Annotated in this window: 17 protein-coding genes; 8 read left to right on the top strand and 9 right to left on the bottom strand. The window is 64.5% G+C overall.

Annotated elements, in window-relative coordinates; genetic code table 11:
- Positions 1–134 (bottom strand): LysR family transcriptional regulator (locus EOA28_RS06415; protein ID WP_148670664.1); only part of this gene is annotated, 134 nt, incomplete at its 3' end.
- Between the two features lie 127 nt (positions 135–261).
- On the opposite strand from EOA28_RS06415, the gene EOA28_RS06410 reads away from it, so the two are divergent.
- Together EOA28_RS06410 and EOA28_RS06405 are read left to right on the top strand one after the other, a co-directional pair.
- Positions 262–1,710 (top strand): aldehyde dehydrogenase family protein, encoded by a 1,449-nt coding sequence (locus EOA28_RS06410; protein ID WP_126081829.1) that lies wholly within the window; start codon positions 262–264, stop codon positions 1,708–1,710.
- Positions 1,707–2,684 (top strand): membrane dipeptidase, encoded by a 978-nt coding sequence (locus EOA28_RS06405; RefSeq protein ID WP_126081830.1) that lies wholly within the window; start codon positions 1,707–1,709, stop codon positions 2,682–2,684. Before EOA28_RS06410 ends, EOA28_RS06405 begins: the two co-directional genes overlap by 4 nt.
- Positions 2,685–2,692: 8 nt before the next feature.
- Here EOA28_RS06405 and EOA28_RS06400 read toward each other — a convergent pair whose 3' ends face one another.
- The 8 genes from EOA28_RS06400 to EOA28_RS06365 all read right to left on the bottom strand — a co-directional run bounded on the left by EOA28_RS06400 (position 2,693) and on the right by EOA28_RS06365 (position 11,238).
- The gene (locus EOA28_RS06400; RefSeq protein ID WP_126081831.1) at positions 2,693–3,508 is read right to left on the bottom strand and encodes an NAD(P)-dependent oxidoreductase; all 816 of its coding nucleotides are present in this window, start codon (positions 3,506–3,508) and stop codon (positions 2,693–2,695) included.
- Positions 3,509–3,582: 74 nt separating this feature from the next.
- The gene (locus tag EOA28_RS06395) at positions 3,583–5,202 is read right to left on the bottom strand and encodes a hydantoinase B/oxoprolinase family protein (RefSeq protein ID WP_126081832.1); all 1,620 of its coding nucleotides are present in this window, start codon (positions 5,200–5,202) and stop codon (positions 3,583–3,585) included.
- Positions 5,199–7,295: a hydantoinase/oxoprolinase family protein gene (locus EOA28_RS06390; RefSeq protein WP_127251853.1), complete on the bottom strand. Its 2,097-nt coding sequence runs from the start codon at positions 7,293–7,295 to the stop codon at positions 5,199–5,201. The genes EOA28_RS06395 and EOA28_RS06390 overlap by 4 nt, the downstream gene beginning before the upstream one ends.
- Before the next feature lie 175 nt (positions 7,296–7,470).
- The gene (locus EOA28_RS06385) at positions 7,471–8,418 is read right to left on the bottom strand and encodes a LysR substrate-binding domain-containing protein (RefSeq protein WP_126081834.1); all 948 of its coding nucleotides are present in this window, start codon (positions 8,416–8,418) and stop codon (positions 7,471–7,473) included.
- 78 nt (positions 8,419–8,496) lie between these two features.
- Positions 8,497–9,246 carry an SDR family oxidoreductase gene (locus EOA28_RS06380; protein ID WP_128314713.1) on the bottom strand — a complete coding sequence of 250 codons (750 nt, stop codon included), beginning with the start codon at positions 9,244–9,246 and terminating at the stop codon, positions 8,497–8,499.
- Positions 9,247–9,257: 11 nt separating this feature from the next.
- Entirely contained in the window at positions 9,258–9,968 is a 711-nt protein-coding gene (locus EOA28_RS06375; protein WP_127251851.1) for an SDR family oxidoreductase, read from the bottom strand.
- Between the two features lie 39 nt (positions 9,969–10,007).
- On the bottom strand, positions 10,008–10,199 hold the full coding sequence (locus tag EOA28_RS06370; protein ID WP_127251850.1) for a hypothetical protein: 192 nt from the start codon (positions 10,197–10,199) through the stop codon (positions 10,008–10,010).
- Between the two features lie 79 nt (positions 10,200–10,278).
- Positions 10,279–11,238: a dihydrodipicolinate synthase family protein gene (locus tag EOA28_RS06365; RefSeq protein WP_128314712.1), complete on the bottom strand. Its 960-nt coding sequence runs from the start codon at positions 11,236–11,238 to the stop codon at positions 10,279–10,281.
- A gap of 100 nt (positions 11,239–11,338) precedes the next feature.
- On the opposite strand from EOA28_RS06365, the gene EOA28_RS06360 reads away from it, so the two are divergent.
- The 6 genes from EOA28_RS06360 to EOA28_RS06335 all read left to right on the top strand — a co-directional run.
- Positions 11,339–12,379, top strand: coding sequence for a proline racemase family protein (locus EOA28_RS06360; RefSeq protein WP_126081838.1), 1,041 nt, complete (start codon positions 11,339–11,341; stop codon positions 12,377–12,379).
- A 220-nt stretch (positions 12,380–12,599) separates the two neighbouring features.
- Complete coding sequence (gene ftsZ, locus EOA28_RS06355) at positions 12,600–13,592, top strand: cell division protein FtsZ (protein WP_042647517.1); 993 nt, start codon at positions 12,600–12,602, stop codon at positions 13,590–13,592.
- A 176-nt stretch (positions 13,593–13,768) separates the two neighbouring features.
- The gene (locus EOA28_RS06350; RefSeq protein WP_128314711.1) at positions 13,769–14,830 is read left to right on the top strand and encodes a maleylacetate reductase; all 1,062 of its coding nucleotides are present in this window, start codon (positions 13,769–13,771) and stop codon (positions 14,828–14,830) included.
- 207 nt (positions 14,831–15,037) lie between these two features.
- Positions 15,038–16,036 carry an ABC transporter permease gene (locus EOA28_RS06345; RefSeq protein WP_127882537.1) on the top strand — a complete coding sequence of 333 codons (999 nt, stop codon included), beginning with the start codon at positions 15,038–15,040 and terminating at the stop codon, positions 16,034–16,036.
- 37 nt (positions 16,037–16,073) lie between these two features.
- Positions 16,074–17,090 (top strand): sugar ABC transporter substrate-binding protein, encoded by a 1,017-nt coding sequence (locus tag EOA28_RS06340; protein ID WP_128314710.1) that lies wholly within the window; start codon positions 16,074–16,076, stop codon positions 17,088–17,090.
- A gap of 12 nt (positions 17,091–17,102) precedes the next feature.
- The coding region (locus EOA28_RS06335; RefSeq protein ID WP_148670663.1) for an ABC transporter permease at positions 17,103–18,111 on the top strand (1,009 nt) is incomplete at its 3' end.

The raw sequence follows: 18,111 nt of genomic DNA, 5'->3' as shown, positions 1-18,111 counted from the left end.
CTCTCGAACAGTGGCGCGCCGATATCGTCTTCCAGTTGCTTCAAGGTCATCGACACGGCGGACGGCGTACGGCCGATCTGATCGGCAGCGGCGCGCACGCCGCCGGTCTCGCAGACCGCGACGAAGCTGCGCATGCCGGTCAGGCTGATGGTTTTGGTCACTGTTAAGCTTGCCTGAACGTTTGTGCCAAAAATTGAGCTTGATTGAAGTTCACAGCATTGCTTAGGTTGTTGTCAACCGAATTGATGCAGGTCGAACAGGATGCTGAACGGTCGGAACTTCGTCGCCGGCGAATGGCGTGACGGCGCCGACTGGGTCGAGGACCTCAATCCATCGGATGTGACCGACATCGTCGGGCGCTTTGCCCAGGCGCGACCGTCCGACATCCATGACGCCGTTGCGGCGGCGCAAGGCGCGCAGCGCGAATGGGCGGCGGCGGGGCTGGAGGCGCGGGCCGCCGTTCTCGACGCCATCGGACGCGAGTTGATGGCGCGCTCGAAGGAGCTTGGCGAGTTGCTTTCGCGCGAGGAGGGCAAGACCCTGCCCGAAGGGATCGGCGAGGTCTATCGCGCCGGGCAGTTCTTCACCTATTTCGCAGCCGAGGCGCTGCGCAATCTCGGCGCCTCCACCGACTCGGTCCGGGCCGGCGTGGATGTCCTGATCGAGCGCGAGCCGCTCGGCGTCGTCGCGATCATTTCCCCTTGGAATTTCCCTGTCGCCACCGCGTCCTGGAAGATTGCGCCGGCGCTGGCCTTCGGCAATGCGGTGGTCTGGAAACCGGCCAGCATTACCCCCGCCAGCGCCTGGGCGCTGACCGAGATCATCAGCCGGCAGGCGATCCCGGAAGGCCTGTTCAACCTGGTGATGGGGTCAGGATCGACGATCGGCCGCGAGCTTGCCGCCAATGCCGACATTCAAGGGCTGAGCTTCACCGGTTCGGGCGCCGTCGGCTCCGGCATAGCCGCGCTCGCGGCGGCGCGGTTCGTGAAGCTGCAGCTCGAAATGGGATCGAAGAATCCCTTCGTGATCATGGACGACGCAGACCTCGATCGCGCGGTCGACCTTGCCGTGAACGGCGCCTTTGGCGGGACAGGCCAGAAATGCACTGCCTCGTCGCGCCTGATCGTGCAGCGGCCGATCCATGACGCCTTTGTCGAGAAATTGCTGGCGAAAACCAGGGCCTTGAAGGTCGGCCATGCGCTTGAGGCGGGCGTCCAGATGGGACCTGTCGTCAGCGCAGAGCAGCTCTCGGCCAATCTCGATTATGTGACGCTCGGCATCAGCGAGGGCGCCGAGCTTGCTACCGGCGGCGAGGCGCTCGACCTGGCACATAACGGGCACTACATGGCGCCGGCCGTCTTCCTCAACGGGCGCTCGCGCATGCGCATCAACCAGGAGGAGATGTTCGCGCCGATCACCTGCGTGATGACGGCCGACGATCTCGACGAGGCGATCTTCCTCGCCAACGACACGCCCTATGGGCTGACGGCCGGCATCGCCACGCGCTCCCTGGCGCGCGCGACGAAATTCCGCCACGCCTCGCGCTCGGGCTGCGTCATGGTCAACCTGGCGACCGCCGGCACTGACTATCACGTGCCGTTCGGCGGCGTTCGCGCCTCGAGCTACGGCCCGCGCGAGCAGGGACGTTCGGCGGTCGAGTTCTACACCCAGGTCAAGACGTCCTACATCCATGCGGGCGCGGGCGAATGACCGGCGACGCGCCGCAAGTGCTCATCGACGGGCTGCAATATTGCAACTGGTCGCGCGAAATTTTCCAGGAGATGCGCCGGGGCGGGCTGACCGCGGTCCATGCCACGGTCGGCTATCACGAAGGTTTTCGCGAGACGGTGCGCCATCTGGTGGATTGGCGCACACGCTTCCGCGACAATGAGGATCTCATCCTTCTGGCGCGCGACGCCGGCGACATCGAGCGGGCGCGAGCCTCGAACCGGACGGCTATTTTCCTCGGGCTGCAAAACCCGATGCCGATCGAGGACGACATCGGCCTGATGGAAATGCTCTTCGATCTCGGCATCCGTTTCATGCAGCTCACCTACAACAACCAGTCGCTGCTCGGCTGCGGCTGGATGGAGAAGGAAGACAGCGGCGTGACGCGGATGGGGCGCGAGGCGATCGCCGAGATGAACCGGCTCGGCATGATCATCGATCTGTCGCATGCGGGCGAGCGGACGACGCTGGAGGCGATCGCGCTCTCTGAGCGTCCGGTGGTCATCAGCCACGCCAACCCGCGCTGGCTCCGCGACAGCAATCGCAGTGTGTCCAAGGAGGTATTGCAGGCATTGCGCGAAAGGGAAGGGCTGCTCGGCCTCTCGCTCTATTCACTGCATCTTCCGAACGGCTCGGACACGACACTCGATCAATTTGGCAAGATGGCCGGGGAAGCGGCTGAAATCATGGGAGCGGAGCATCTCGGCATCGGCTCGGATCTCTGCCAGGACCAGCCCGACAGCATCCTGCGCTGGATGCGCGAGGGTCGCTGGACCCGCGAGGTCCAAGCCGCTGCAAGCTTCCCGACTCAGCCGTCCTGGTTCGGATCGAACCTCGATTTTCCCGGGCTTTCGCAGGGCCTACTCGCGGCGGGCTTCGACGAGACGGGAACATCCTTTGTGCTCGGCGGCGCCTGGAATCGCTTCATCCGGGACAGCCTGCCTTCCGCTGGCTGAATGCCGCGCTATTCTGCCGGCTTGTCGTCCGGGTGGCCAAGCTCGCAGAACCAGCCGCCGAGATATTTCACCGAGGGTCTCTTCGGATCGGGAATAGGCGTCTTCGCCTCGACGGCGGCGCGGTACGGCTCGGCGCTGTCCTGCGGGATGAAGCCGAGATGGCCGGCGCCGCTGTTGTCGACCATCTTCAGCTTGTTGTCGGATATGCCGAAGGAGATGGTGTGTCCGACGCGCGGCGCGGTGAGCGACGCCTCGACCAGGCGCACGCAGTCGGCGAAGGAGAGATAAGACCACAGCATGCGGCGATCGGCCGGTTCGGGGAAAGACGAGAAGATGCGCAGGCACACCGTCTCGATGCCGAACTTGTCCCAATAGAGCCTGCTCAGGCTCTCGACGAAATTCTTCGAAACGCCATAGAGGCTGTCGGGGCGCACGGGCGCGTCGACGCTGATATGCGCCTCGATCTCGTGATAGCCGATGGCATGCACCGAGGAGGCGTAGATGACGCGCTTCACCCCATGTTTCCGGGCGCCTTCATAGATGTGGTAGGAGCCGCGGATGCTGGAATCCAAGATGGTCTGCCATTCGCATTCGAGGGGCGCGCCGCCGAAATGCACGATCGCGTCGCAGTCCTTGGTCGCTGCGATCGTGGCTTCCATGTCGGCGAGATCGAAGACTGCTTCCTCTTCGTGGGGCGCAAGATCGCCGAAGGGCTCGCGGCCCGCGAGGCGGATGGTCCTGGCGAGCGGCACCAGCCCCTTGCGCAACTGCGAGCCGAGCCGGCCGGCGGCGCCGGTGATCAGGATACGTTCATAATGCGGCATCGTTTACTCCACTTGCGCGACGGCGGCTTTGACCCGCGCGATCGCCTCGGTCGACAGGCGCGAGGCAACATAGCTCATTGGTCGTTCTCCGTAATGTAACCCTTGGAACGGTCATTGGCCCGCGCGGCCACGCTGCGCCTGGCCGGATCGCCATAGCCGCCGCCGCCCGGCAGTTCCAGGATCAGCCTGCGTCCAGCCGGCACATGCTGCCAGCCCTTGGGGCGCATCTTTGTGCCGTTATCGAGCTTGACGACGCCCGCGACGCCGGGCTTGCCGCCTTCGCGACCCTGGGCCGGATGGTTGACGCGGTCGAACATCGCCGAGAAATCGAATTCGTGGCCTTCGGTCGCCTCGATCTCGATGACCTGTCCGAGACCGCCGCGGAATTCGCCGTCGCCGCCGGAGTCCGGCCGCAGTTCCTTGCGCCAGATGACGATCGGGCCGGTATGCTCGGTCGCCTCAATCGGCATCGTGTGCACGCCGGACGGGAAGGCCGTCGCCGACAAGCCGTCCAGTTCGGGGCGGGCGCCCATGCCGCCGGAGTTGAACATCAGCACTTCGGCGCGGCGGCCGGAACCGCCGGCGACGGGTCGCACGGAAATGTGGATGTTCCAGAGCGCCCCGGCGCCTTCGGCGAGGATTTTTCCGGGCAACGCCTTGGAGAACGCGCCCAGCACGAGATCGGGAACCATGTGGCCGAAGATGTGCCTGAGCGCCACCGGCGCCGGCCGCACTGCGTTCAGGATGTTAATGGGCGACGACACGGTGAAGAAGGCGAGCGAGGCGGCATTGTTCGGAATATCCGGAGCGACCACGCATTTCAGCGCATAGCAGGCATAGGCCTTGCTGTAGATGATCGGGCAGTTGATGCCCCAGCGGCTCATCGGATCGCTGCCGGTGAAATCGACCTCGACATTGTCGTCGCGGACCGAGACCGTGGCCGACAGCTTCACCGGCGCGTCATAGCCGTCGGTCACCAGCTCGTTCGACCAGCTTCCCTTGGGCAGCGCCTTGATGCGCTCCAGCATGGCCTCGCGGGTGCGCGAGAAGATGAAGTCGCGGAGCCCGTCGAGCGAGGCAAGGCCGGTCTCCTTCATCATGTCGACGAGGCGGCGATGACCGACCTCGTTGCAGGCCGCAAGCGAATAGAAATCGCCGACCACCTGGTTCGGCTCGCGGACATTGGCGCGCAGGATGCGGACGACGTCGAGGTTGACCTTGCCCTTTTCCGCGAACTTCATGATCGGGATCTGGATACCTTCCTCGTAGACCGACTTGCCGTCGGCGCCGAAGCCGCGGCCGCCGACATCGACGACATGCGCCGTGCAGGCGAAGAAGGCGACGAGCTCGCCGTTCAGGAAGGACGGCGACACCATGGTGATGTCATGCAGGTGGCCGGTGCCGAGCCATGGGTCGTTGGTGACATAGGTGTCGCCCTCGAACATCTGATCGCGCGGGATCGCGTGCATGAAATGCAGCACGGCCTCGGCCATGGTGTTGACGTGGCCGGGCGTGCCGGTGACCGCCTGGGCCAGCATCTGACCGCGCGGGTCGAACACGCCCGCTGACAGGTCGCCGGCTTCGCGCACAGAGGTGGAGAAGGCGGTGCGCAGCAAGGTCAGCGCCTGCTCCTCGACCACCGAGATCAACCGGTTCCACATGACCTGCATGCGGATTGCGCTGATATCGCTCATGACTGACTGCCTTTGCGGGTCAGGAGGATCGCTCCGTCGCTTTGGATGACGGCGTCAAAGCTGGTGGTGACGACGGTCGACGTCTCGCGCTCGACGATGACGGCGGGCCCCGCCAGGCGGTCGCCGACGCAGAGCTTGTCGCGCTCGACGATGCCATAGGTCTGTGGCGCGCCGGTCGCCGGTTCGAACACGGCCCGGGTCGTTATCGGTTCGCTCTTCTTCCTGCCGGTGGTGAGTTCATGCCGCGTCACGGCCGGACGAACGTCCGTCGCCTTGACCGACCAGGTGACGATCTCGATCTCCAGCCCGTCGAGCCCTTCGATGGCCCGGCCGAAGAAGCGCTGATAGCTGGTCTCGAACAGATCCTTGAGCTTGGCGACTGCATCCTCGCCGAACGGTTCGTCGACCAACGGCACGGGGATTTCCCAGCCCTGGCCAGCATAGCGCATGAAGGCGGTGATCTCGCAGACGATCCTGCCGCTGGCGCCGCTGCGCACAAACCCCTCTGCGGAGGCCTTGAGGTCGGCGAGCAGGGCGTTGACCTCGGCCGGCTTGAAGCGCGACAGGCGCGTCAGCCTGGACGCCAGCGCCTCATAGCCGAACGGCGCTTTCAGGAAGCCGATCGCCGAGCCGACGCCGGCGCCGCGCGGCACGATGCACTGGTCGATGCCGAGCTTTTCGCAGAGCCTCGCCGCGTGCAGGGGTGCCGCGCCGCCGAAGGCGATCATCAGATTGTCGGAGATGTTCTTGCCGTTCTCGACGGCGTGGACGCGAGCGGCGTTCGCCATGTTCTCGTCCACGACCTCGCAGATGCCGAAGGCCGTCGCCAAGGCATTCAGCGACAGGCGCTCGCCGACATCGCGCAGGATCGCCCGTTCGGACGCTGCCGTGTCGAGCTTGATCGCGCCGCCGGCGAAATTGTCGGGGTCGAGTTTGCCGAGCACCAGGTCGGCGTCGGTGATTGCGGGACGTTTGCCGCCGCGGCCGTAGCAGGCAGGGCCGGGCTCAGAGCCGGCGCTTTCCGGCCCGGTCTGAATGCGGCCCATTGCGTCGACCCAGGCGATGGAGCCGCCGCCGGCGCCGATCTCGATCATCTCGATGACCGGGATGGAGATCGGCATGCCCGAGCCTTTTGAGAAGCGATAGGTGCGCGCCACCTCGAAGGTTCGCGCCGTGCGCGGCGCAAAATCCTCGATCAGGCAGATTTTTGCGGTGGTGCCGCCCATGTCGTAGGAGACGACCTTTTCCAGGCCGAAGCGACGGGCGATATCGGCGGCGAAAATCGCGCCACCCGCCGGGCCGGACTCGACCAGCCGTACCGGGAATTCCGAAGCGGTCTCCACCGAGATCAGGCCGCCGCCCGAATGGATCATGAAGACGGGGCACTCGGCGCCCATGTCTTTCAGCCGTGTCTGCAGGCGCGCGAGATAGTCGGCCATCTGCGGCCGCACATAGGCGTTGGCTGAGACCGTGTTGAAACGCTCGAACTCGCGCATCTGCGGCGAGACTTCGGCGCTGATCGAAATCGGAATAGTCAGCTTCCTGGAGAGGATCTCGCGCGCCCGGCGCTCGTGGTCCGGATTGGCGTAGGCATGGATGAAACCGATCGCCACCGAGCCGAAATTGCCGGCCGCGATCCGGTCGGCGATCGATTCGAGGGTGGCTTCGTCGAGCGGCTGCAGTTCCTGGCCCTCGGCGCCGATGCGGCCCTTGACGGTAAAGCGGTGCTCGCGCGGGATCAGCGGCGTCGGCAGTTGCAGGTTGAGATCATATTGCTCGAAGCGGTTTTCCGTCCGCATCTCGATCACATCGCGAAAACCTTCGGTCGTGACCAGAGCGGTTTTCGCCCCGCGTCGCTCGATCAGCGCGTTGGTGGCAAGCGTGGTGCCGTGGATGATGATGCCGATCTCGGCCGCCGAAATGCCGGCATCGCGGATGACCATGTCGATGCCGTCAAGCATCGCCTGCTCGGGCGCCGCATAATTGGTCAGCACCTTGGTTGAAAACATCTCTCCCCTGACATCGAGCGCGATGTCGGTGAAAGTGCCGCCAATGTCCGCGCCAAGGCGGATGTCGTCTGCTCGGGAGGTCATGCCTTGGCCTCAGGGAAGAGAATGCTGCGTCACACACTTAGCGGCAAGCGAACCGGGCTTGCCTTTCGGCTTATACCTGAACTCCAGCGGGCCGATGCGAAATCAAGAAATGCAGCTCATTCGAAAGTTCTTCTTTCCTGTCTCCCGCGCCGGAACGTTGGTCTCGCGGCACTTGTCAGTCCGAAAGCGGAGTCGGTTTCGGCAGGGAAACCTTGAGGTCGCTGCGCCAGTCTTGCTGGGCCAGCCATCGATGAAGCGCGGCCACGGGCTTGACGCGCAGATGCCCGCGCGGAACGACGAGATAGAACCCGGGAACTTCTTCCGGCCGCATATCGGCAATGGCCTCGCGGCCGATCGGCGCGACCAGCGCGCCGGAGCGGAAGTCCTCCTCGGCGTCGATCACGGAGACCAGGCCCACACCGATGCCTTGCAGGGTCGCCCGGCGCATCGTCGCCGCATCGTCGAAGCTGACGCTGCGGTCGCCGTCGGTCAGCGCCACGCCCAGGTGCCGCAATATGTCCGGCCACAGTCGCTTCGACTTGACCGTGTCGAGCAACGTGAACTTCGTCAGGTCCTGCGGCGACTTGATCTTCTCGCCGATCGCCGGCGTGCAGCAGATGATCTTCGGGTCCGGCACCAGGAGCGTCACCTCATAGTCCGGCCAGTTGCCGTAGCCCCACTGCACCGCCATGTCGATGTCGTCGCGACCGAAGTCGGGCAGGTCGACCATCGTCGTCAGGCGCAGGTCGGCGCCAGGCAGTATCTCGCGGAACAGCGACAGCCTCGGCAGCAGGTAGTGCGTGGCGAAGTATGGACTGGCGTTGAGGTTGATGCGGTCCCGGTGGTTCGACTTGGTGACGCGACGAACGCCTTCGGAAAACTCCTCGAAGCCGGCCTTCACGTAATGCGAAAGAAGGATCGCCGACTCGGTCAGTTCGATCGAGCGGCCCTTGCGCTCGAACAGCGTCACCTGCAGCGTGTCTTCCAACAGCTTGATCTGCTGGCCGACGGCCTGCGGCGTGACCAGAAGCTCGTCGGCAGCCTGCCTAAAGCTCTTGTGCTGCGCGACGGCGTGGAAGACGCGAAGCGCATTGAGCGAAGGAAGGCGAAGCTTGCCGCTCATCGTAAGTCCGCCTCTTTCCGTTCGAGACCCGTATCATGCACCGCCGAACCTCAACAGCCGCTGGCTATCGAAATGATTCTAAGCGTAGATGTAACCACCTGAAACAATGACGTTTTCGCCGGTCATGTAGGTGTTCTTCGGACCTCCGGTCATCAACACCCATTCGGCAATCTCGGTCGGCTCGGCGCCGCGCCCGAGCGGGCTTGCCTTGGCCAGTTCTTCCAGGAAGCCGAGGGCCTTCGCCTTCTCAGTGGCCATGCCGGCCGGCGCCACGGAGTTCACCAGGATGCCGTCCTTGGCGACGTGATGGGCAAAGGAGCGCGTCAGGCTGACGACGGCTGCCTTGGTCGCCGCATAATGGGCGTTCTGGGGATGCGCCTTGAAGGCGTCAACCGAGGTCAGATTGACGATGCGGCCGCGCACCTCGGCTTTCGGCTCCTGCGTCTGCATGTGGCGAACCGCTGCCACCATCATGTGGTAGGTGCCCTTGATGTTGATGCCGTTGGAGGCGTCCCAATCGGCGTCGGTGATCTCGAGCAGCGGGCGGCGCGGATAGATCGCGGCGCAGTTGATCAGCGTGTCGACGCGACCGAGCTTGGCCACGATGGCATCGAAGGCGGCATGGCATCGCGGGCCGATCTGGATGTCGCACGTCGCGGTGGCGACAGCCAGGCCCTTGGCCCTTGCCGGATCGAGCGCGCTCTCCGCCGCTTCCTGGTTGATGTCGATGATGCCGATCTTGGCCGCCCCGGCCTCGACAGCCATCTTGACCAGGAGGGCGCCGAGGCCGGCGCCGCCGCCAACGATCAGAACGGAAAGATCCTTCATTCCACTATCCCTTACTTGGTGCCGCTCGGCGAGGTCGGCCATGTCGGCATAATGTCGAAACGGGTGACGTCGGCCCATGCCGGCAGCGCGAGCACGGCGACGACCATCCTGGCCACGTCATCGGGCTGCACCACCTTGCTGGCGTACATGGCGGCGCGCGCCTTGGCGTCGAGGATATCCTGGTAGAGCTGCGTCTCGACGCGGCCGGCGACGATCTCGGTGACGCGTATGCCGGAGGGCGACAGGTCGGCGCGCAGCGCACCGGCAAAGCCGGAGATCGCCGCCTTGGTGGCTGCGTAGACGGCGATGTTGGAAAATGCCGTGTGGCCGGCGACGGAGCCGGTGAACAGGATATGGCCCGACTGCCGCTCGCGCATCTGCGGCACGACGAGGCGGGTGAGCAGGATAGCGGCGCTGAGGTTCACCTCCAGCGTTGCGTCGATGTCGGCGATCTTCATGTCGGCGAAACTGCCGAGCGGGGGCATGATGCCGGCATTGTTGATCAGCACATCGATGGTGAGATCCGCCAGCACCGATTCCAGCGCCTCGCGGTCGGTGACGTCGACGGCAATCGGCACGATGCCCGGACGCTCGGCCTGCAACTCCTTGAGCGCGGCCTGGCTGCGGCCAACGGCATAGACATCATAGCCGGCGTCGCTCAGCGCGATCGCCATCGCCCGTCCTATGCCGCTCGTCGCGCCGGTGATGAAGGCTGTCGTCACTTGGACTTCCCCATTTGCGGCTTCCCCATTTGCCTGATTTCAGTGTGCGGCGCGGGCCGGCGCCGCGAAACCAAGAAAACCAGCAAAAGGGAAAGATAAACTTTCAAAAGTTGGTGTGGCGTTTGCAACGTTCCGCGCCGCCTGCGCCATTTTCAGCGCCGTAAAGCAAAGAAATACAATGCTTTCGGCGTGCAGGAGAGGAGTTCCTGCCGGCCGATCGAGCAAAAACATAGCTTTCGCAACCGCGTGGGAGACCCGCCGACAGCGGCTTTTCATCGGTGAAGGCGAGGTCGCGGGGCCTCAGGTCCGCTCAGGCCGCGTAACGTGCCATTGCGGGCTGCCTCGACCACTGGGCGTACCAAGTGTCGAAGAGCTTGAGCTGTGCTTCGGCAAAGCCGCGCTGGCTGTCGCTCAGCGCGTCCGTCTCGTTGAAGTGCAGCTTGTATTCAGGATTACCCTTCAGCACCATCATGTGCTTGAAATAGAGCACCAGGTCGGGCCCCTCGTCGAAAGAGGACAGGACCGCAAACGCGGCATCGAGCTCCTGCGCAAGCCGGCGCGCTTCGGCGTCGCCCTTCGCCGCGGCCTGGCTGAGGCCCGCCAGATGCAGCACTTCCTTGGGCAGCACGTTGCCGATGCCGGTGATCGCGCCGGAGGCTCCGCAATTGACGAAACCGTGGAAGACAGCGGTGTCGACGCCGATCATCAGCGCGACCTCATCGTCGCGGCTGGTGATGTTTTCCGCCGCATAGCGCAGATCCGACGGGCCGCCGAACTCCTTGAAGCCGACAAGGTTCGGATGCTCGGCGCGCAGCGCGAAGAACAGATCGGCGCGCGTGGCAAAGCCGTAATAAGGGCTGTTGTAGATGACAGCGGGTAGGTCGGGGGCGGCGGCAAGGATCGCCTTGAAATGATGGCGCTGCGCGGTGACCGACGGACCGCGCGACAGAACGCGCGGGATCACCATCAGGCCGCGGGCGCCGACCTTCTGCGCATGCGCAGCATGAGCCACGGCGCTGGCCGTGTTGACGGCGCCGGTACCGACGATCACCGGCACGCCGGCCTTCACCAGGCGCTCGACGCCCTGCATGCGCTGCTCGTCGCTCAGCAGCGGCCAGTCGCCCATGGAGCCGCAATAGACGACCGCAGACATGCCGGCAGCGATCAATTCGCGTCCCTTGCGCACCAGGGCGTCGAAGTCGGGAAGCCGGTCATCGGTGCAGGGCGTCATCAACGCCGGCATGCAGCCGGAAAAAACGTTGGCGGTCATTTGGGATTCTCCTTGAGGCTGGCACGCAGATTGATCAGTTTGTCCCGAAGCAGCACCGCTTGCCAAGCGGATAGTGGCGGCCGACAGGGAGAAACGAACAATGCGTAGCAGGACCAGCATCCGCGTCGTCAGCTGCCATGCCGAGGGTGAGATCGGCGACGTCATCGTCGGCGGCGTGCTGCCGCCGGCAGGCCGCACGATGATGGAAAAGATGATCGCGATGGAGCGCGATCACGATCATATCAGGCGCATGCTGATCTGCGAGCCGCGCGGCAGCGTCGCCCGCCACGTCAATCTCCTGGTGCCCTCGACGCGCGAGGATTGCGCCGCGGGCGCCATCATCATGGAGCCGACCGAATACCCGCCGATGTCGGGCTCCAACACGATCTGCGTCGCCACGGTGCTGCTCGAGACCGGAATGGTGCCGATGCAGGAGCCGGAGACACGCTTCAAGCTCGATATGCCGGGCGGCGTCATCGAGGTCAACGCCGAATGCCGCGACGGCAAATGCCTGTCGATCACCTTCCGCAACGCCCCCGCCTTCGCCGAACGCCTGGACGCGAATATCGAGGTCGAGGGGCTGGGAACGCTGAAGGTGGACATCGCTTACGGCGGCATGTTCTACGCCATCGTCGATGCACCCGCGCTAGGTTTATCGGTTACGCCCGACGAGGCGCGCGAACTGGCCGTGGCCGGCGAGAAGGTTCGCCGCGCCGCGCGCGAGCAGCTCGATGTCGTCCATCCTGAATTCGACAATGTGCGCGGTGTCTCGATCGTGCAGTTCGCCATGCCGTTCCAGGGGCCGGGCAAGGTCACGCGCAACACCTGCATCGTCTCGCCCGGCCGTTCCGACCGCAGCCCGACCGGGACCGGCACCTCGGCCCGCATGGCCGTGCTGCACGCGCGGGGCCAGATGAAGGAAGGGGAGGTGTTGATCCATGAATCGATCATCGGCTCGCGCTTCACCGGCAGAATTGTCGGCTTGACCGAAATCGCCGGACGCAAGGCGATCGTTCCCGAGATCACCGGCCGTGCCTGGATCACCGGCGAGCACAACTACTATCTCGATCCGACAGATCCCTATCCGCAAGGCTATGTGCTGTCGGACACCTGGGGCACCTCGACCTCGGTGACGCAATAGAACTTCTTGCAACGGCGTCGCCTTGGAGCACTCGGGCACCCGGAGCCTTTTTGTTCAAACGCAGGGGCATTGCGCTTGCATATGCTCGGCGGACTTGCAGGGAGGCGCCCGCTCTGATTCCCTGCGCTTGGTGGGGATCACCTGATTCGTGTGCTCGTTGCTCCGGTTCCGCATCGTCGTGCGGCGGAGCAGCGGGCGCTTTCGGTAGAAAGATGAAAAAATGACCGCCAAGCCGGAAATCCTGGAGATGAGACCCAAGATCACCGTCGTCGGGGTCGGCGGTGCCGGCGGCAACGCCGTCAACAACATGATCGCCGAAGGTCTGCAGGGCGTCGAGTTCGTCGTCGCCAACACCGACGCCCAGGCGCTCACCATGTCAAAGTCGTCGCGGCTGATCCAATTGGGCGCGCATGTCACCGAGGGCCTGGGCGCCGGGTCCTTGCCCCAGGTCGGAAGTGCGGCCGCGGAGGAATCCATCGATGAGATCATGGATCATCTGGCGGGAACGCATATGTGCTTCATCACCGCCGGCATGGGTGGCGGCACCGGGACAGGTGCCGCGCCCGTGATTGCGCGCGCCGCGCGGGATGCCGGCATTTTGACGGTGGCCGTCGTCACCAAGCCTTTCACGTTCGAAGGCAAGCGCCGGACCCAGGCGGCCGAGGAAGGCATAGAACGCCTTCGCGAGAGCGCCGACACCGTGATCGTCATCCCGAACCAGAACCTGTTTCGGGTCGCCGACGCCAGAACCACCTTCGCCGACGCTTTCGCCATGGCGGACCGTGTCCTCTACGCGGGCGTCGGCTGCATCACGGATCTCATCGTCAAGGAAGGCCTGATCAATCTCGATTTCGCCGACGTGAAATCGGTGATGCGGGACATGGGCCCGGCAATGATGGGAACGGGCGAGGCCTCCGGAGAGGGACGCGCAAGAACGGCAGCCGAGGCGGCGATAGCCAATCCGCTGCTGGACGAAGCCTCCATGACGGGCGCCAGGGGGCTGCTGGTGTCGATCAGCGGCGGTATGGACATGACGCTGTTCGAGGTCGATGAGGCCGCGACGAGGATACGCGAGGAGGTCGACGCCGATGCCGACATCATCGTCGGCGCCATCTTCGACCAGTCCCTGGCCGGGAAGTTCCGTGTGTCGGTCGTCGCGACGGGACTGCGCAAGAGCGCGAGCGTGATGCAGTTCGAGCAGAGGATCGCCTGACCCACCGCGATTCTCGAGCGCGCCGATGGCGCGGCGCAAATAGGCTGATGCCAGCTTCCGACGGCGAATAGATCCCTGGCCGCCAGATTTCGACAGCCTGCGCACTTACACGCGCGCCTCTTAGTCGCTAACTTTCATGCCACGGCATACAGTCGCGGCTGACGGGAGAGGCTCACATGAAAAGCTTCGTCTACAACGCCCAGCCGGCACGCGTCGTCTTCGGATCAGGCACGATCGCAAGGCTCCCGGAGGAGATCGACCGGCTCGGGCTGAAACGTGTGCTGGTCCTGGCCACGCCGCCGCGGGAGGCCGATGCCCGGCGCCATGCCGAGTTCCTCGGCGACAGGGCAGCCGGCGTCTATGCCAAAGCGACGATGCATACGCCGGTGTCCGTCACCGAGGACGCGCTGCGGGTCGCGGCGGAACTCCAGGCCGACGGGCTGGTCGCGGTCGGCGGCGGCTCCACGACGGGTCTCGCCAAGGCGATCGCCTTGCGCACCGACCTGCCGCAGATCGTGATGCCGACGACCTATGCTGGCTCGGAAATGACGCCGATCCTCGGCGAGACGAAAGATGGCGTGAAGGTCACCCAATCAAGCCCGAGGGTGCTGCCGGAAGTGGTCATCTACGACGTCGACCTGACGATGACGCTTCCCGCTTCCCTGTCGGGAACAAGCGGCATGAACGCCATCGCCCATGCCGTCGAGGCGCTCTATGCCAGGGAAAGCAACCCGGTGATAAATCTGATGGCCACAGAAGCCATCGGCGCGTTGGTGAGCGCCTTGCCGGTCATTGCCGGGAACCCGCATGACCGCGACGCGCGTTCCGAGGCGCTTTACGGCGCCTGGCTCTGCGGCATCTGCCTCGGCTCGGTCGGCATGGCGCTGCACCACAAGCTTTGCCACACGCTCGGCGGCAGTTTCGATCTGCCGCATGCGGAGACCCATACGATCGTGCTGCCGCATGCGCTGGCCTACAACGCCCCCGCCGTTCCGGCCGTCATGCAAACCCTGCGGGCCGTGCTGAAGACGGATGATCCTGCCATCGCGCTCTACGACCTCGCCGGCCGCATCGGCGCAAAACGCGCGCTGTCCGAGATCGGCATGCCGTCCGAGGGGATCGACATTGCGACGGACCGTGCGCTGGCCAATCCCTACTGGAACCCGCGGGCGCTGGAGCGGGAGCCGATCCGGGCGCTTATCGCGCGCGCCTATGCCGGCGAGCCGCCGCAGGCCTGAGAAGGCTGCCCCTGGGATGAAAGCTTCACGAAGCTTACGCTTCGTCGCGGGGGCAAACTGCACAGCGTATCAGAAAAACGAAATTGTCCGCCGACGCTCCAGTCGTAATTGTCCCGTACAGGCAAACGGCTCGGAGCCTTGGGAGGATTCCGATTCAGCTGGTCGCCTGAGGAAGGCGCCAATCATAGGCTGCCTGGGAGGAGGAAAATGCCTGGTTCGGGCAAATCGGACGACAGGCGCCTTGGCTTCAAGGCGTCGCAGGAAGTCGTCGTCGTCGCGATCTCGGTCGTGCTGTTCCTCGTCTTCTCGGCGACGCTCAACAATTTCCTGAGCCAAGGCAACATCATCGCCATCCTCAAGAACGTGTCGATCCTCGGCACGCTGGCCGTCGGCATGGGCTTCGTCGTCGTCGGCCGAGGCATCGACCTCACCATGGTGGCGGTGATGGTCGTCGGCGTCGCCTTCAGCATCTGGATTTCTACCTGGGGCATCGATTTCACGCTTGCCGTGATCTGCGGCGCCATACTGGTCGCGGCCATCGGCCTGTTCACCGGCGTCATGGTGGCGGTCGCGGAAGTTCCGCCGATCTTCGCTACCTTGGCCATCGCCTCCTCGGTCTACGGCTCGGGGCGCATCGTCTTTGCCTCGGACGTGCTCTATGCCCCGCCGGACATCGCCTGGCTGAAATTCGTCGGCAATGGCAGCGTGCTCGGGATACCGATGTCCGTCGTCATCTTCGGCGCGGTGGCGGCTCTCATGGGTCTCTTTCTGAGGAAGACGCGCTTTGGCCGGCTGGTCTACGCAACTGGCGACAATCCGAACGCGGCCCGCACCACCGGCCTGCCGACACGCCCGATCATCGTGACGCAATATGTCATCAGCGCGCTCATCGCGTTCACCGCCGGCATCATCATGACCGGTCTCGTCACCGGCATCGACACGCGCCTCTACAATTCGAGCCTGATCTACGACGTGCTGCTGGTGGTCGTGCTGGGCGGCATCGGCCTGTCGGGCGGCCAGGGCGGCGTGCGCAATGTCATCGCCGGCACCATTCTGGTCGGCATCCTGACCAACGGCATGACGATCCTCAACTTCTCCTACACCAGCCAGAATTTGATCAAGAGCGTGATCCTGCTCGGCGCCCTTGCCATCGACGCCATCATCAATCCGCGCGACGAGCAGACCTCGCAGAGCGGCGACATCTGAAACAAGAACTCGAACCATCAAATTGGGGAGGAAACCTATGAAGATATTCAAGAAATGCCTGTTGGCGGGCATGGCCGCGCTTGCGCTGCTAGGTGTCGCACAGGTCGCAAGCGCGCAGGAAACCGATCAGGTCGGCCGGGCTGCCTATCTCGACGGCGTCAAGGGCAAGAAGGTCATCTTCGTGCCGATCTCGCAGGGTATGGACCTCAACCAGGCCTGGGTGATGGTGTGGCAGCGTCACGCCGCCCGCTACGGCTTCACGCTCGAGGTGCGCGATCCGAACGGCGACACCAATGCCGGCATCCGCGCCATGCAGGGCGCGATCGCCGAGAAGCCCGACCTGATCATCGGCCAGAACCCGGACGTGCAGACCTATGCGCGGCTCTTGAAGCAGGCGCAGGCCGCAGGCATCAAGGTGCTGCAGGTCAACATGCAGTCGGCGACCCAGACCGACTCCTATGTCGGCAATGACTGGATCGAGATGGGCCGCCTGGAGATGGGCGAGCTGGCCAAGCATTGCACCGGGCCGAACGCCGTCTCGCACAAGGTGGTGTGGCTCGCCGGCGTCCAGACGGGTGCCGCCAACATCTATATGCGCACCGGCATCGACGAGGTGCTGAAGGCCAATCCCGAGCTGCAGCTCGTCTCCGACCAGCCGGCCGACTACATCAGCGAAAAGGCCCGCCAGATCACCGAGACGGTGCTGCAGCAGCATCCCGATCTCTGCGGCATCATGGGCATCTGGGACAATGCCGAAGTCGGCGCGGGCGCTGCCGTCGCGGCCGCGGGCAAGCAGGATCAGGTCACCATCGTCACCAATGGCGCGGGCGCTGCCACAGGCTGCGATAGCATCAAGAACGGGCTGCTCGATGTGATCTTCAATTTCAATGCGCCGATCCAGGGCGAGATCGCCGCGCAGCAGATCTCCGAGCTGCTGCAGCACCCTGACCGCAAGGCCGGCAGCGAGAAGACGATCTTCTTCGGCCCGATCACCCGCGTCGACAAGACCAACGCGACCGGCCGGAACTGCTGGAAGCCCGAAGACATCAAGTAAACGGACTTTCCGATGAGCATGGCCGAAAGCCTTGTGCGCTGGCGCTACCGTCTGCTCCCCGACCATGTGGTCGGGGAGATTCTGACCAAGAAATGGATCGACAGCGTCATCCCCTTCACCGCGCTGGTCATCCTGTGCGCGATCTTCGGCGTGATCGTGCCGGGCTTCTTCGATGTGGCGACGCTGACCAATCTCAGCGGCCAGACCGCCGAACTCGGCCTTGTCGTGCTCGGCATGACCATCGTGATGGTGTCGGGCGGCATCGATCTCTCTGTCGGCTCGACCTTCGCGCTCGCGGTGCTGGTCACGCTCTACGGCATGAATGTCCAGCAGTGGAGTTTTGGGACCGGCCTGCTGGCATGCCTTGGCCTCGGCGTCGTCTGCGGCGCCATCAACGGCTTCCTGGTCGGCTTCCTGCGCATGCGGGCGTTCCTGACCACGCTGGTCACGCTCATCATCTACCGATCCACCTTCGATATCGTCTTCCCGCATGTCTCGACGGCGATCGTCACCAGCGGGCCGGATTCGCCGGCCTATGATTTTCTCGGCTTCGGCACGATCTGGGGTGTGCCGACCTCCTTCGCGGTCTTCGTGGTCATTGCCATCGTGATCCACCTGGTGCTGTCGCGCGCCCGCTATGGCTGGCGGCTGTTCGCGGTCGGCGGCGCGCGCCGCTCCGCCTACAATGCTGGCATCAATGTGCGCTTCACTCTGTTCAGCGCCTATGTGCTCTGCTCGGTGCTGGTGGCGCTCTCCGGCTTCTTCTTCTCGGCCCGCATCGGCAGTGCCGCTTCCGATATCGGCACCGGCCTCGAGCTGCAGGTGCTGACCGCGACCGTGCTCGGCGGCATCTCGCTCGGTGGCGGACGCGGCTCGGTCGCCAAGGCGCTGATGGGCACGCTCTTCGTGCTCGTCCTGTCGAACAGCCTGCTCGCGCTCGCCGTGCCCGGCCCGGTCAACTACCTGATCCTCGGCCTCGTGCTGCTGCTCTCGGTCATGCTCGATGTGCGCTGGGTGAAGA

This window comes from Mesorhizobium sp. M2A.F.Ca.ET.067.02.1.1 (assembly GCF_004023285.1).
GTDB lineage: Bacteria > Pseudomonadota > Alphaproteobacteria > Rhizobiales > Rhizobiaceae > Mesorhizobium.
The sequence above is the reverse complement of the archived record's forward strand: the minus strand, read 5'-3'. Positions and strand labels throughout refer to the sequence as shown.

Bases quoted from the DNA above. Each gene is read 5' to 3' on its own strand.
- EOA28_RS06410 (WP_126081829.1), top strand. From the start codon at position 262: ATGCTGAACGGTCGGAACTTCGTCGCCGGCGAATGGCGTGACGGCGCC.
- EOA28_RS06405 (WP_126081830.1), top strand. From the start codon at position 1,707: ATGACCGGCGACGCGCCGCAAGTGCTCATCGACGGGCTGCAATATTGC.
- EOA28_RS06400 (WP_126081831.1), bottom strand. From the start codon at position 3,508: ATGCCGCATTATGAACGTATCCTGATCACCGGCGCCGCCGGCCGGCTC.
- EOA28_RS06395 (WP_126081832.1), bottom strand. From the start codon at position 5,202: ATGAGCGATATCAGCGCAATCCGCATGCAGGTCATGTGGAACCGGTTG.
- EOA28_RS06390 (WP_127251853.1), bottom strand. From the start codon at position 7,295: ATGACCTCCCGAGCAGACGACATCCGCCTTGGCGCGGACATTGGCGGC.
- EOA28_RS06385 (WP_126081834.1), bottom strand. From the start codon at position 8,418: ATGAGCGGCAAGCTTCGCCTTCCTTCGCTCAATGCGCTTCGCGTCTTC.
- EOA28_RS06380 (WP_128314713.1), bottom strand. From the start codon at position 9,246: ATGAAGGATCTTTCCGTTCTGATCGTTGGCGGCGGCGCCGGCCTCGGC.
- EOA28_RS06370 (WP_127251850.1), bottom strand. From the start codon at position 10,199: ATGTTTTTGCTCGATCGGCCGGCAGGAACTCCTCTCCTGCACGCCGAA.
- EOA28_RS06365 (WP_128314712.1), bottom strand. From the start codon at position 11,238: ATGACCGCCAACGTTTTTTCCGGCTGCATGCCGGCGTTGATGACGCCC.
- EOA28_RS06360 (WP_126081838.1), top strand. From the start codon at position 11,339: ATGCGTAGCAGGACCAGCATCCGCGTCGTCAGCTGCCATGCCGAGGGT.
- ftsZ (WP_042647517.1), top strand. From the start codon at position 12,600: ATGACCGCCAAGCCGGAAATCCTGGAGATGAGACCCAAGATCACCGTC.
- EOA28_RS06350 (WP_128314711.1), top strand. From the start codon at position 13,769: ATGAAAAGCTTCGTCTACAACGCCCAGCCGGCACGCGTCGTCTTCGGA.
- EOA28_RS06345 (WP_127882537.1), top strand. From the start codon at position 15,038: ATGCCTGGTTCGGGCAAATCGGACGACAGGCGCCTTGGCTTCAAGGCG.
- EOA28_RS06340 (WP_128314710.1), top strand. From the start codon at position 16,074: ATGAAGATATTCAAGAAATGCCTGTTGGCGGGCATGGCCGCGCTTGCG.